The 14,174-nt window shown below is 59.7% G+C and carries 13 protein-coding genes; 8 read left to right on the top strand and 5 right to left on the bottom strand.

Annotated features, from left to right (window positions below; translation table 11 throughout):
* Positions 1-236: 236 nt before the first annotated feature.
* From ACF0H7_RS22335 to ACF0H7_RS22310, 6 genes are all read left to right on the top strand, one after another.
* Complete coding sequence (locus ACF0H7_RS22335) at positions 237-2,615, top strand: TonB-dependent receptor plug domain-containing protein (RefSeq protein WP_397453984.1); 2,379 nt, start codon at positions 237-239, stop codon at positions 2,613-2,615.
* A 284-nt stretch (positions 2,616-2,899) separates the two neighbouring features.
* A complete protein-coding gene (locus ACF0H7_RS22330) occupies positions 2,900-3,880 on the top strand; it encodes an amino acid ABC transporter permease (protein WP_397449030.1) in 981 nt (326 codons plus the stop codon).
* Positions 3,873-4,658 (top strand): amino acid ABC transporter ATP-binding protein, encoded by a 786-nt coding sequence (locus ACF0H7_RS22325; RefSeq protein ID WP_397449029.1) that lies wholly within the window; start codon positions 3,873-3,875, stop codon positions 4,656-4,658. Before ACF0H7_RS22330 ends, ACF0H7_RS22325 begins: the two co-directional genes overlap by 8 nt.
* 30 nt (positions 4,659-4,688) lie before the next feature.
* Positions 4,689-5,654, top strand: a complete 966-nt coding sequence (locus tag ACF0H7_RS22320; protein WP_397449028.1) for an ABC transporter substrate-binding protein — start codon at positions 4,689-4,691, stop codon at positions 5,652-5,654.
* A gap of 22 nt (positions 5,655-5,676) precedes the next feature.
* The gene (locus ACF0H7_RS22315; RefSeq protein WP_397449027.1) at positions 5,677-7,263 is read left to right on the top strand and encodes a flavin monoamine oxidase family protein; all 1,587 of its coding nucleotides are present in this window, start codon (positions 5,677-5,679) and stop codon (positions 7,261-7,263) included.
* A gap of 32 nt (positions 7,264-7,295) precedes the next feature.
* Positions 7,296-7,730 (top strand): RidA family protein, encoded by a 435-nt coding sequence (locus ACF0H7_RS22310; RefSeq protein ID WP_397449026.1) that lies wholly within the window; start codon positions 7,296-7,298, stop codon positions 7,728-7,730.
* A 188-nt stretch (positions 7,731-7,918) separates the two neighbouring features.
* On the opposite strand, the gene ACF0H7_RS22305 is transcribed toward ACF0H7_RS22310, so the two are convergent.
* Complete coding sequence (locus ACF0H7_RS22305) at positions 7,919-8,488, bottom strand: DUF4865 family protein (RefSeq protein WP_397449025.1); 570 nt, start codon at positions 8,486-8,488, stop codon at positions 7,919-7,921.
* A gap of 96 nt (positions 8,489-8,584) precedes the next feature.
* Between ACF0H7_RS22305 and ACF0H7_RS22300 the strand changes: the two genes are divergently transcribed.
* Positions 8,585-9,445, top strand: a complete 861-nt coding sequence (locus ACF0H7_RS22300; RefSeq protein ID WP_397449024.1) for a LysR family transcriptional regulator — start codon at positions 8,585-8,587, stop codon at positions 9,443-9,445.
* Positions 9,446-9,532: 87 nt separating this feature from the next.
* Here ACF0H7_RS22300 and ACF0H7_RS22295 read toward each other — a convergent pair whose 3' ends face one another.
* Together ACF0H7_RS22295 and ACF0H7_RS22290 are read right to left on the bottom strand one after the other, a co-directional pair.
* On the bottom strand, positions 9,533-10,771 hold the full coding sequence (locus ACF0H7_RS22295; protein WP_397449023.1) for a Zn-dependent hydrolase: 1,239 nt from the start codon (positions 10,769-10,771) through the stop codon (positions 9,533-9,535).
* A complete protein-coding gene (locus ACF0H7_RS22290; RefSeq protein ID WP_397449022.1) occupies positions 10,768-11,259 on the bottom strand; it encodes an L-2-amino-thiazoline-4-carboxylic acid hydrolase in 492 nt (163 codons plus the stop codon). The genes ACF0H7_RS22295 and ACF0H7_RS22290 overlap by 4 nt, the downstream gene beginning before the upstream one ends.
* A 173-nt stretch (positions 11,260-11,432) precedes the next feature.
* On the opposite strand from ACF0H7_RS22290, the gene ACF0H7_RS22285 reads away from it, so the two are divergent.
* On the top strand, positions 11,433-12,332 hold the full coding sequence (locus ACF0H7_RS22285) for a LysR substrate-binding domain-containing protein (RefSeq protein ID WP_397449021.1): 900 nt from the start codon (positions 11,433-11,435) through the stop codon (positions 12,330-12,332).
* Positions 12,333-12,344: 12 nt separating this feature from the next.
* Here the strand turns inward: ACF0H7_RS22285 and ACF0H7_RS22280 are convergent, their stop codons facing one another.
* The gene (locus ACF0H7_RS22280) at positions 12,345-13,121 is read right to left on the bottom strand and encodes an SDR family NAD(P)-dependent oxidoreductase (protein ID WP_397449020.1); all 777 of its coding nucleotides are present in this window, start codon (positions 13,119-13,121) and stop codon (positions 12,345-12,347) included.
* Positions 13,122-13,313: 192 nt separating this feature from the next.
* On the bottom strand, positions 13,314-14,099 hold the full coding sequence (locus ACF0H7_RS22275; protein ID WP_397449019.1) for a hypothetical protein: 786 nt from the start codon (positions 14,097-14,099) through the stop codon (positions 13,314-13,316).
* Positions 14,100-14,174: the final 75 nt, after the last annotated feature.

Below are 14,174 nucleotides of genomic sequence, written 5' to 3'. Positions count from 1 at the left end.
TTCATTTTATCTTTTGATTCCTTTAAGTTTGTCTGCGACAGCCTACCCCCACGCCAGGATGGTACTAATCATGATGATGCTTCTACGTCGCATGTTGGAGAAGACCACCGGTTGAACGCCACCGTCTTCCCACATGTCCGGGTCGGAACCCAGATGTGGAAGAGCTGGACGGGAGTTCGATGGTCATGCAACAAACCCTCGCTAAACGTTTCAAACTCAGCCACCCCTTGACGCAAATGGCCCTGGCCTTGAATTGCGTGTTGTTGGCCTCCACGGTGCAGGCACAAGACACTGACTCGGCACTTTCCACCGTAGTTGTCACTGGTAATCGCGGCGCCGAGCAACGCACGGTGACCAGCAGCCCGGTGCCGATTGACGTGGTCAGCGCCAAACAACTGCAGCGCACCGGTAAGCCGGGTTTGATGGAAGCCCTGAGTGCAGTTATTCCTTCATTGACCCTTCCCGAGAAAACCGGTTGGGACGCCAGCGGCATCGCCCGTGCCCCTAACCTGCGCGGCCTGAATGCGGCAGAGGTGTTGGTGCTGGTCAATGGTAAACGCCGCCATACCAGTGCGACGTTAAACATCAGCGGCATCAACACCGGCGCGGCGCCGGCCGACCTCGATCTGATTCCCATCAGCGCCATTGATCACGTGGAAGTGCTGCGCGACGGTGCTGCTGCACAGTATGGTTCCGATGCGATTGCGGGGGTCATCAACGTGATCCTCAAGGCCGATGACAGCGGTACGTCGGTGACCAACGCCGGGCAGGGTTACGACGGCAAAAAGCAGACGGTGCAGCAAAGTCTGGACAAGGGTTTTGAAATCGGCAATGGCGGCATTGTTCACCTGTCGCTGGATGCCCGGAGCCAGAACGACGACAACAAGGCCAGCGCCAATGGCTACACCTACGCCCAGGCCTACAACCTGGCAGGCACTTCGACCTACGGTGGTTACGGCACGCCCAAGACCAATCTGCTGACCCTGGCCTATAACGCCGAGTTGCCGGTCAACGACGACTTCAGCCTTTATTCGTTTACCACCGTGTCCCATCGCAAGGGCGAGCAGGGCCAGAATTTCCGCCTGCCGACCATCACCAATACCATTACCACCGGACCCAACGGCTACCCCAGTGGCTACACGCCTACCTGGTACATAGCCGAAGACGATTTTCAGGCAGCGCTGGGGGGCAAGGGGCAGGTCGCTGGCTGGGACTGGGACTTATCCACCACCTACGGGCGCAACGATGCGGAGCAGGGCACGTACCACAACCAGAACCCGTCGCTGGGTGAGGCGACGCCCAATACCTTCAAGTCAGGGACCTGGATTTCCACAGAGCTGACCACCAACCTCGACTTCAAGCGCGGCTTCGACATCGGCCTGCAAAAACCTATGGACCTGTCCTACGGGTTCGAGCATCGGCGTGACGGTTACGAAGTGGAAGCCGGCGACTATGCGTCTTATGCCAACGGTGGCTACTGCGTGGCGCCGGGCAATTGCGCGTCGTCGGGGGCGCAGGTCACCAATGGTATTTCTCCGGATGAAGCCACCAGTGCCACGCGCAACAGCATGGCCACTTACGTCGACGTCGGCATCAACCCGGTGCCGCAGTGGTACCTGGGCACAGCATTGCGTTATGAGCACTACAACGAAGGCGTCGGCGCGACCCGCAGCGGCAAACTCACCACCCGCTACGATTTCAACCCGGTGTTCGCGGTGCGCGCCACGGTCAGCAATGGTTTCCGTGCGCCGTCACTCGCCAACAGCCTGTTCAGTGCGCGCTCCACCACCTATGGGGTGGTCGATGGCGTGTACCAATCGATCAACTACGGTGTACTGCCGGTCGACTCGGCGGCCGCCAAGGCATTGGGTGCCGAGGCACTCAAGCCGGAGCGTTCGACCAACTACAGCCTGGGGTTCACCTTTACCCCGACCGATCGCCTGAGCCTGACCACCGATGCCTATGTGGTCAACATTCGTGACCGCATCACCCTCACCGGGACGCTGCTGGGCGATCAAGTCACCCAAGTGCTGCAAAGCAACGGCATCACCTCGACCCTCGGCGGGCAGTACTTCATCAACGGCGCGGACACCCGAACCAAGGGTGTGGACGTGGTCGGCAACTACAGTCAGGACCTGGGTGGCTATGGTTCGCTGAAATGGACGGCGGCCTTTAATTGGAATGAGACCGAAATCCTTGGCTCCAAGGAATTCACCACCATTCTTGGCACGCCCTACGCGCTGATGGATCGTCAGGCGCGCAATTTGATCACCAGTATTCAGCCCAAGACCAAGTTGATTCTGGGGGGCGACTGGAGCATCGATCAGTTCAACGTCAACCTGGCACTGACCCGCTATGGCTCTTACAAAGAAGTTAACTCGCCCACCGATCGCTCATTGGATCGAATCTATAACGCACAATGGATCACCGACCTGGATGTTGGTTACAACCTGACGAAAAATTTGAATGTGGCCGTAGGTGCGAAAAACCTGTTTGACGAATATCCGAAGAAACAAGGTATCCCCAGCAGCACCATGGTCAGCAGCTACGGCGTGTATTCGCCCTATGGGTTTACCGGTGGTTATTACTACACCCGACTGACATATGCGTTTTGACCTGAGATGAGCCTGGAGCGCTGATCTCAGGCCCGGTTTCAGCGGTTTTTACGGTGCTTCAAACGTCTGATTTTCCCCGAATAAGGAGAAGGCATAAGTATGCGTATAAATAATCAAATGACTAATGACTATGTTTATTTTTAATTATAGATCTATTCCAAAATCGACTTTTTAAATCGGTATTTAACCGTATAGGGTGAGCTTCGTTAAGCAACTTCTTCACCTCGACTGCCCTGCAAATCATTCACGGACCCACCACGGATAGTGTGTAAAAGGAGTACTTCATGGCGATTGTTTCAGAAGCCTTTTCGGTCAGTCCACCTGTGCCGGATTATCGAGCACCGGTGGCCGGAGTCATACCCCACGTTCGCCCGTCCAATCATTTGCGCATTGTTGCCGCGCGTCATCCCGGACGTTGGCTGGGCTCGGCGTTCGCGCTGGTGGTGTTGCTGGGCATTGCCCATTCACTGGCGACCAATCCGCGTTGGGAGTGGGGGGTGTTTGCCCAATGGTTCTTCGCCCCATCGGTGCTCAGAGGCCTGGGGCAAACCCTGTTGCTGACTCTGTTTGGCACAGTGCTCAGTGTGGTATTGGGCACGGCCCTGGCGTTGGCGCGGCTGTCCCGATCACCGTTGCTGTCATCACTGGCCTGGGGCTATATCTGGTTTTTTCGCTCGATTCCGGCGTTGCTGGTGTTGATCATCCTCTACAACTTCGCCTACCTGTACGACCAGATTTCGCTGGGCATTCCCTTTACCGACGTGGTGTTCGGCCAATGGTCGACCGTGGATGTATTGAGCCAGTTCACCGTGGCGGTATTGGGCCTGAGCCTGATGCAGGCCGCGTACACCGCAGAGATCATTCGCGGCGGAATCATCGGCGTCGACCCTGGACAGCACGAGGCGGCCGCTGCGCTGGGATTGCCTGCCCGCCGCCGCATTTTTCGGATCATTCTGCCGCAGGCCTTGCGCTCGATTTTGCCCACCGGATTTAACGAAGTCATTGGTCTGGTCAAAGGCACCTCCATCGTTTACGTGTTGGCATTACCCGAGCTGTTCTACACGGTACAGGTGATCTACAACCGCACCCAGGCGGTGATCCCACTGCTGGTGGTGGCCACCGTCTGGTACTTGATCATCACTACGGTGCTGACCACGGTGCAGTACTACATCGAGCGCCATTTCGCCCGCGGCGCTCAGCGCTCGTTGCCGCCGACGCCCTTGCAACGTCTGCGCGGCTGGGTGAAGGAGAGGGCCCATGGCTGAAGCCGCTGTCGCACCCCGCGCCGGACGCATTCATATCGAAGGCGTGAGCAAACACTTCGGCAATCAGCAGGTGCTCAAGGACATTGACCTGACCATCGAGCCCGGCCAGGTGACGGTGATTCTCGGGCCCTCGGGTTCCGGTAAGTCGACCCTGCTCAGGACCATCAATCATCTGGAAAAAATCGACAGCGGCCACATCACCATCGATGGCGAATACGTCGGTTATCGGCGCAAGGGCGATCTGCTCTACGAGCTGAAAGAGAGCGAGGTGCTGAAGCGGCGGATCGAGGTCGGCTTCGTGTTCCAGAACTTCAACCTGTTCCCGCACCTCACCGCGCTGGAAAACATTGCCGAAGCACCGTTGGCCCACAAGCTCTGGAGCAAAACCGATACGCGGAGCAAGGCGTTGGGGTTGTTGGAGCGAGTAGGGCTGGCCGACAAGGCTGACGCCTACCCACGGCAATTGTCCGGTGGTCAGCAGCAGCGGGTGGCGATTGCCCGGGCCTTGGCCCTCAATCCCAAAGTGCTGTTGTTCGATGAGCCGACTTCGGCCCTGGACCCGGAGTTGGTCGGCGAAGTGCTGGAGGTGATCAAGCACCTGGCGCGCTCCGGCGTGACGCTGGTGGTGGTCACCCACGAGATCGGATTTGCACGTGAGTTGGCCGACCACGTGGTGTTTCTCTGCGAAGGACAACTCATCGAACAAGGCCCGCCGGCGCAAGTCTTCGGCCAGCCACGTCACCCCCGCACCATCGCCTTCCTCGGCAAGGTGCTGTGAATTCATTCATCGACAACGGAGTGCCCCTGCATGATTACACGTCAAGTTCACCTGTTCCGCACCGGCCTGGCCACGGCGTTGCTGACGGCCGTGAGCGCCGCCAGCTTTTCGGTATTTGCCACCGAGAGTGCCACGCCAACGGTTCACCCGTTCAACCTGAGCCCCGATCAACAGCGAGTCCACACCCCGCGCAACGAAGCAGCGATCGCGCAGATCCCGGCGGGCTTCAAATTTGCCCAGGCGGGCAAATTCACCGTGGCGGTTTCGGGGACGGCCAGCCCGCCGCTGGCGCTGTTGGCCACGGATGACAAGACCACCATCGGCAGCGAGGCCGACACCGCGCAGTTGATCGCCGACAGCCTGGGCTTGCAACTCAATGTGGTGCAGACCAGTTGGGAAGACTGGCCACTGGGCGTCAGCTCCGGCAAATACGACGCGGTGATCAGCAACGTGACGGTCACCGAGTCGAGGAAAAAACGCTTCGATTTTGCTACTTATCGGCAGGACGTGCTGGGTTTCTACGTCAAGTCCACCAGCACGATCAGCTCGATCAAAAGCGCGGATGACATTCCGGGGCTGCGGATCATCGTCGGTTCGGGCACCAATCAGGAAAAAGTCCTGCTGGCCTGGAACGCGTCCAACGAAGCCGCCGGGCGCAAGCCGGCAACCTTGCTCTACTACGACGATAACGCCGCCGCGCAGTTGGCGGTGAAGTCCGGACGTGTCGATGCCTACTTTGGTCCCAACTCGGTGTCGGCCTACACCGCGGCATTGAGCGGTGGCATTAAATTGGTGGGTATCGTCAATGGTGGCTGGCCACGACGGGCGGATATCGCGGTGACCACACGCAAGGACAACGGTCTGGTGACGCCGATCCATACCGCCCTCGAAGGTGCGATTGCCGGTGGCCAATATGCCGCGGTGTTGCAGCACTGGGGGCTGGACGTCGAGCGTATCGATCATTCGGAAATCAACCCGCCAGGTCTGCCGGATTGAAGCGGCCAAGGGAGGCATAAACATGGGATTGACGCTACGAGAAGCGCTGTCGAGCATTTCGGCAGTCGGCGGCGAAAAAGCCGCCAAGGCCGCCCTCGGTGCCTTGGGTTTTGGCCCTTCGGCGCACCGCCAGCCGCAGCCATTGAAGCTGGCCAAGGACTTGGGTCGGGGCGCGCGGGTGCTGGTGCTCGGCGCTGGTATTGCCGGGCTGGTGACCGCTCTGGAACTGAAGCGCGCCGGTTTTACCGTGCAAGTTCTGGAAGCACGCAATCGGGTGGGCGGGCGTAACTGGACCCTGCGCCAGGGGGATCAAGTCGACTATCTGGACGGTCGCCGGCAGACCGCCAATTTTGCCCAGGGTTTGTATTTCAACGCCGGTCCGGCACGCCTGCCGAGCCAGCATCGGACCATCCTCGACTATTGCAGCGAACTGGGGGTACCGCTTGAGGTATTGATCAACAGCAGCCATGGCGCGCAGGTGCGCCCTGATTTGCAACAACCTGCCTTCAGCGTGCGCCAGGCGCATAACGATACCCGTGGGCACCTTGCGGGGCTGCTGGCGACAGCGATCCAGCGTGACACGTTGGATGATGTGCTGAGCGCTGAAGAGCGCACCCGGTTGTTGGCGTTTCTGCAGGGTTATGGCGATCTGTCCCAAGCGCTGGTGTACGAAGGAAGTATTCGTTCCGGGCACTACGTTGCCGAGCCGCGTCCGGGCGCTTTACCCGCCAGCGTCGCGCCATTGGCCCTGGATCGCCTGCTGCATCCGGAGCTGTGGGGGGCGTTGCTGCACACCGAATACCCGGAGTTTTCCGCGACGATGTTTCAGCCGGTGGGGGGCATGGACCGGATCGTCGACGCCTTCTACAGTCGACTGACCGCGGAGGTTCAACTCGGCGCTCGGGTCCAGCGTATTCGCCAGCTCGACGATGGCGTTGCCGTGACCTATCACGATCAGCACAGTGGGCTGGAGCAGGTGGTGCGCGCCGATTACCTGGTGTCGACCTTGCCACTGCCGTTGCTGGCCAGACTCGATACTGATTTCAGCGATCCAGTGAAGGCCGCGCTGCGTACTACCCGCAACGATCAGGCGACCAAAGTGGCGTGGCAATCGGAGCGTTTCTGGGAGCGCAATGAGCGGATTTTCGGTGGGCTGTCTTGGCTCGATCATCCTGCCAAGGTTGTGTGGTACCCAAGCAACGACCTGAACCACAAGGAGGGTTTGCTGGTGGCCGGATACGTCACCGGCGAAGGCGCAGCAGCGTTTGGCGCGCGGCCCTTGGCGGAGCAATACGCTGCCTCACGCGAAGCCGTGGAATTATTGCATCCGGGACATTCCCAGGCGTTGCAGCAACCGCTCGCCGTGTCGTGGGAGCAGGTGCCGTTCAGCGAAGGCCCATGGCTGCAACGCGAACATTTCCCCGAGGATGCCCACGCACTGTTGGAGCAGCCTCAGGGTCGTGTCTACCTCGCCAGCGATGGCCTGGTGCAAAGCGGCGTCGGCATTTGGCAGGAGTCGGCAGCCAACTCGGCGCGGCATGTGGTCGCCCAGTTAGGCGAACGAGTGTTGCGCCAGCGTCAGGCCGAGGCCTCCCACGCTGTTTCCTGATTGATCAATCCCATTTTTCAAGGAGTGACACCATGAGTGAAGGCATCCAACGCACCAGCAATGGTAGTTTTCCGATTTCCCAGACCGTGACCGTTCCGGCGACCGCCAATCTGGTGTTCGTCAGCGGCGCCTTGCCCGATATCGCCGATCCGCAAGCCCCGCCGGGCACCGCGTCCGCCTATGGCAGCACCGCCGTGCAGACCGTTTCGGTGCTGCGCAAAATCCAGAAAACGCTACAGGCACAGGGACTGGACCTCGGCGATATCGTGCAGTTACGGGTGTTTTTAGTCGGCGTCCCAGAGCTGGACGGCAAGCTGGATTTTGCTGGCTTACAGGAGGGCTACACACCGTTTTTCGGCACCGATGAACAGCCCAACAAACCCGCACGAACCGCCGTGCAAGTGGCCGGGTTGCCGTTGCCGGGGGCGTTGGTGGAGATCGATGCCGTGGCGGCGTATCAGCGTTGAGTCCGTAACGACAACCCCTGTAGGAGCGGGCTTGCCCGCGATGGCGGTGTATCAGGCACACCGCGTTATGCCATTTGCCAACACGTTGGCTTATACAGAAATCGGGTTCGCCGCAGATTATGTGTCCGGCTCAACACCAGTGTGGGAGCCATCGTGTTGGCGAAGACGGCGGAACAGGCACTGCAGATTTACCTGCCCAACTGATCAAGCCCAGGCCGCGCCAGATGCAGCACCTCATACGCCACCCCGGCATGCACTGAACTCGGCTTTTCAGACGACACGCGCAGGCGAATCAAGCACCACGTCGCCAGATCAATCGCCGTCACCACTGCCACCGTGTCTTCTTGCCGGGCAATCATCTGATTACGCTCAACCTCAGCCTGCAACAACGCCTGGCGGTCAGCGTTTTCCGCAATCGGCAGTTCTTCGCGGTACAGCGTCAACGCCTGTTTTGCCTGGCCGGCGCGAGCATCCAGCGGCAGCCAACTTTCGATGGCGGGGCGGCCGAAGCTGTCGATCACCCCTTGAAACCGTTCACCCATGATCAGCTCGACGGCAGCCTGACTGTCGTGCCACAGGTAGACCGACGCATAGAGATTGCCCACTGCGCCATGCTCGCCCTTGGTTTGCACCACGAATGCCTTGAACGCCAGGCCTTGAATGTCGTCCCACAGCGGGCCGCGGGCGATGGCGCGTTGGCGAATGATGTTCATGTCGTAATCGGCCGGGAGGCGGTGTGAATACTGTTTGGCAAGCATCAGAGTTCTCCGGTTTTGCTGAAGGAGACCTGAGCCTGCGCTTGCGCTATGATTTCAACAATGTAGGGATAAATATATCTGAGATAAAAAATTGATATGACTGATGCCCGCAAACCCCTGGATATCGACGCCGTGCGTTGCTTCATCCTGATCGCCGACCTGTGCAGCTTTACCCGCGCCGCTGAAGTGCTGGATACCTCACAGGCCGCCATCAGCCTCAAGCTCAAACGACTGGAAACCCGCCTCGGTTATCGCTTGCTGGAGCGTACCCCGCGTTATGTGCAACTGACGGAAAAGGGCGCCGGGTTTATTGAGCGGGCGCGGGAGTTGTTGTTGGCGTATGAGCGGGCGGTGTCCGAGCCGACAGCCGTGCTGCCGCGACGTTTGACGCTGGGCATCAGCGATCACGTCGCCGGCGCCGATTTGCCAGTATTGCTGGGACGGCTGGGCTCCTTTGATCCACTGTTGCAAATCGAAGTGCGCATCGCCTCATCGCGAGATCTGGTGACGGCGTTTGATGCCGGCGAACTGGAGGCCGTGGTGGTGCGGCGCGAAGGGGCGCGCACCGATGGCGAGGTGTTGGTGACGGAGTACTTCGGCTGGTTCGCATCGCCGAGCTGGCAGCAACGACCGGGCGAGCCGCTGCGTCTGGCAACCCTGGCGGCGCCCTGTGGTGTGCGAGGTGTCGCCATTAAAGCGCTTGATGCCGCCGGAGTGCCATGGGTCGAGGTGTTTATTGGCGGTGGGGTGCTGGCCGTGGCGGCGGCGGTGACGGCGGGGTTGGGAGTTGCCGCGTTGGCCCAACGGGTGGCGCCACCGGGGGCGGTGGATGTCGGCGAGCGGTTGGGCCTGCCGCCGATGCCCGCGTCGGACATCGTCCTCTACTCCCGCGCCACCGAGCCGCGCACGCGGGAAATGCTGCGGGCGCTGGGTGCGGCGTTTCGTAGTCATCTGTAGAAGCTGCTGAAGGCTGCGATCGATCGCGAAGCGGTCGCCGCGTTTGACGGCCAATCACAGCCTGTGGCAGCGCCTACAGGGAATTGCTTACACTTCGCTGGCCTTGGCCAACATCGCCAACAACAACACATTGGCCCCGGCCTCGGCCCAATGCGGATGGATGTGTTCGGCTTCGTTGTGGCTCAAGCCATCGACGCACGGCACAAAAATCATCGAGGTGGGTGCCACGCGGTTGAGGTAGCAGGCGTCATGGCCGGCACCGGAGATGATCGGGCGCTGGCTGTAGCCCAGCGCACTCGCGGCCTCGCTGACGCGCTGTATGCAGTCGCTGTCGAAAGCTATCGGCGCATATTGGAAGATCTGCTCCACGCGCCAGGTCAAGCCGATCTCGTCGGCGATCATCGCCACTTGTTCGCGCAGCTCCATGTCCAGCCCAACCAGCACGGCTTCGTCCGGGTGACGGAATTCGACACTGAAGAACACCCGACCCGGCACCACATTGCGTGAGTTGGGGAAGACGTTGGCCATGCCCACCGTAGCGCGCCCTTCAGCGCCTTGCTCAAGACCCAAGGAGTGCACGGCTTCGACGACGCGGGCAAAACCGAGCAGGGCGTCGAGGCGGTGGTTCATTGGCGTGGTACCGGCGTGGGCCGTGCGCCCGGTCAGTTCCACTTCGTACCAGCGCTGCCCCTGAGCACCGCTGACCACGCCGATGGTGATGTTTTCCGCTTCGAGAATCGGGCCTTGTTCGATGTGCAGTTCGAACGCCGCATGAAGCTCGCGGCCGCCCATCGGCTCGCTGCCGGCATAGCCAATCTGCTCCAGCGCCTGACCAATGGTGATGCCCTTGGCATCGGTACGCGACAGTCCGTATTCCAGATCAAACACGCCGGCATACACGCCGGAGGCAATCATCGCCGGGGCAAAGCGCGAGCCTTCTTCGTTGGTCCAGTTGACCACTTCGAGCGGGCGTTCGGTCTGGATGTCGTGATCGTTCAATGCCCGCATCACTTCGATCCCGGCCAGCACGCCATAGATACCGTCGAACTTGCCGCCCGTGGGTTGTGAGTCACCATGGGAGCCGGTGATGACCGGCGCCAGATCGTTATTTCGTCCGGCGCGGCGGGCGAAGATATTGCCCATAGCGTCCACCCGAATGCTGCAGCCGGCGTCTGTCGCCCACTGCACGAACAGGTCGCGACCGATGCGGTCTTCTTCGCTCAAGGCCAGGCGACACACGCCACCTTTAGGGATCGCGCCGATCTGCGCCATCTCCATCAATGAATCCCACAAACGCCCGCCGTTGACCCTTGGCTGCTGGCTCATAGCGGGTGCTCCTGATCCTTGACCTTGTAGCGGAAGTCGCAATGCGAAGCGCCGCCCATGATGGTCTGGGTGCGCTGCAGTTCGACTCGAGGGTCGTAGCCGACGATGAACAATTCGTCACGGTTGCACGACAGTAAATGGCCAATCTCGCCGAGGCCCATCTCGTGGTACATCTCGGCGTAGCGACAGCGTTTGACGTCGTAGTCGTAATGGGTGGCGTCGCTGGCGATGATGTTCACCTTCAGCGCGTCGTCCTTTTCCCAGAGGACTTGCAGGGCGACGAAGCCTTCCAGGTCGGGACCGTTGGGCTCGCGGGCGGCGAAACTTTTCCCGGCTTCGATCGCAGCCTGGGACACCGCTTCGCCGATCACGGCGGCGGCTTTTTCCTGCCCATAATCGCGGACCAGGATTTGATAAATCGGTTTGATGATTTCGGCTTCGATCCGCCGTCTGGCGAGAATGCCCAGTTCACCGTCGTGAGTGCTCATGGTTAAGTCCCGCTCGATAAAACAGTAAGAAATGCACAGTAAGTATTTATTCTGTTTTTATCAAATATCGGATTGGCATAGCGTAAGAAAAAACCAGTGTCTCCGTAAATAAAGGCGTTGATGAACATAAAACAGACTATGAAAGTTGTTTTGAGCGGGTTTAAACTCAATACATGAATAATATAGAACAGTTAGATAATGATCCTCCGTTGCGCGCCGTGCGCACCTTCGAAGCTTTCGCCCGACACGGCGGGGTGAATGCGGCTGCGCGCGAGATGGATGTTTCGCCGTCGGCGGTGAGCCATCAGTTGCGCCTGCTGGAGACGTTTCTCCGGCAACCGCTGACAGCCCGGCAAGGGCGCAACCTGGTGCTTACCGATGAGGGTCGCGAGTATTACCGGGCGATTCGTTCGGCCTTCGCCGTGCTGCGCAGCGCCACCGATCATGTGCGGGAAAAGTCGGCGATGCGCCAGGTCACCGTCAGCCTGATCCCGTTGTTCGGGATCAATGTGTTCATCCCGCGCTTGCCAGGGTTTCTGGCGGAAAATCCGGGGCTGGAAATCAACGTGACCTACGCCAACCACCGCAGTTATCCCAGCGACGCGGCGGATATTTCGATTCGCTTCGGCACCGGGCATTGGCCGGGCTATCACAGCGAGCCGCTGATCTCTGGCGCCATGGGGGTGTATTGCGGTCGGGCGTTGCTTCAACAGCATGGCCTGATCAACAGCCCCGAGGCGTTGGTCGATCTGCCGTTATTGCACGACGAAGAGCGCGGCAGTTGGGCGCAATGGTTTCAGGCGGCCGGGGTCAAGCACCCGGCGGCGCTGAATGGATTGCTGTTTGAGGATGGTCAGTTGGCATTGACCGCGACCTTGACCGGATTGGGCTGCGCGTTGTTGCGCGAGCCGCTGGTATTGCCGTACCTGGCCAGTGGCGAGTTGGTGAAATTGTTTGATCAGACGGTGGACGACGGACGCCAGTATTACCTGTGCCGCCGGGCAGACAGTGAGTTGTCGCGGGAGGGAATGAGTTTGTACAGTTGGCTCAAGGACGGCCTGAGTCTGTCGTAGGAGCGGGCTGGATTAACCCTGACGGAAAATCGGTGCCCCCGACGGCGCGCCGGTGGTCCCACCGTCGACCACAATCTCCGCCGCCGTCACGCCAATCGACATGTCCGACGCGAAATACAACACGGCATTCGCCAGTTCTTCAGGTTCGGCGATCCGGCCAATTGGCACGCGCGGGCCGAACGCTGCTTCGACTGCATCAATGCTCGCACCCTGGCGCGCACCACGGGTCCAGATAGGCGTGCGGGTTGCACCCGGAATCACCGTATTGACCCGAATCCCGCGCGGCGCCAACTCGGCAGCCATGACCTTGGCCATCCCGGTAATCCCGGCCTTGGTCGCTGAATAAGCCGACGAGCCTGGCGAACCGAGTTCACGCATCACCGAACCGTTGAGGATCACCGAGCTGCCTTCTTTCAGCAGCGGCAACACACCCTGCACGGTGAAGAACACCGACGTCAGGTTGGTGCGCAGAATGGTGTCGAATGCCTGCAGGGTGGTGGTGCCCAGCGGTGTAGGCCCCGATACACCTGCGTTGGCGAACACTACGTCGAGGCTGCCGAAGGCTTCGGTCAATTGTCTAACCATCGATTCAACGTCAGCAATTTCATTCAGATCAGCCTGAATCCCCAGAACATCGCCACCCAATTCGGCCACGGCTGCGTCCAGCTTGGCCTGATCACGGCCGGTAATCGCCACGCGTGCGCCCTGAGTTTTCAGCAATGCGGCGGTGGCCAGGCCGATGCCGCTGTTGCCGCCAGTGATCAGCACGGTTTTATTGTTCATCAACATGTCGGATTCCTCGAGGATGGTTTTCGGCTTCAAAATATGATGCCAATAATGCTCGTCGTCAAGAATGCTTCAAGAAAAGAAGTTGCTGTGCGATGGCAATCGAGCGTCGACCGGCCGCTCCTACAGTTGAATGCGATATTTTGTAGGAGCGGGTCGACGCTCGATTGCCCGCGATCAGCTGGACACGGTGTGTCAGAACATCACTTTAACCAGCAAACTCGCGGTGTTCTGGTCGGTGTCGAAACCCGAGCTGCTCTCGATCCCGTATTTGTTTCTCCAGTAGTCGTACTCGACACCCACATATAGCTGCTTCTCGCCGATGTGCATCGCCTTGCCCAGGTCGTATTTGATCTGCGGGTTGAAGTGCAGGTTGGCGTGGTAGGTGCCGTGGGCGTTCTTGTCGTTGTCGACCACCCAGTCCATGAAGCCGTCGATCAGGATGTCTGAACCGGGGACGGGGATGGTGTAGGACCAGACCGGTGTGATCTGCCAGATATGGTTACCGGGGCGTGAACCGTCGGCGGTGCGCTGGTAGAAGTTCAGCTGGAAGTAGTCGAAGCCGGGGATCGCCAGGTCGAAGCCGGGGCCGATCAGGTAAGACTCGACGTCGCCTTTACCGAACTCGTAGGTGAACGCCAACAACACGTCTTTGATCGGGCCCAACTCGAACTTGCGATCGAAGATCTTGCCCGCCGACAGGCGTGGGGAGAACTCGCCGTAGACGCCGTACCTGCCGAGTTGAGGGTCACCCTTGCCGCTGTAACGGGTGTTGTCGACAAACAGGAAGTTGTCACCGTATTTCCAGCCATCGGCATGTTCGAAGGTAATGGTCTGTTGGGTTTCCGGGTTGACGGTGTAGTTCTGGCCCCACAAATAGGTAAGGCTGTTGCTTTGCCATTGTACAAGATCACCGGCAAGGGTCTGTCCGGCTGCCAGCAGGCTGCCGGCAAGTATCAGGCTGGAAAAAAGTCGGGTCATGCGGGTTGCTCCCAGGGTTGAGTTGCTCGGTTTTTATCGGGGTGACGCTCTGTCGTGGCGTCTTGTTTTTACAGG

Source organism: Pseudomonas sp. NA-150 (assembly GCF_044336365.1).
In the GTDB taxonomy this organism is placed as follows: domain Bacteria; phylum Pseudomonadota; class Gammaproteobacteria; order Pseudomonadales; family Pseudomonadaceae; genus Aquipseudomonas.
This window is presented reverse-complemented; position numbering and strand designations above follow the sequence as displayed.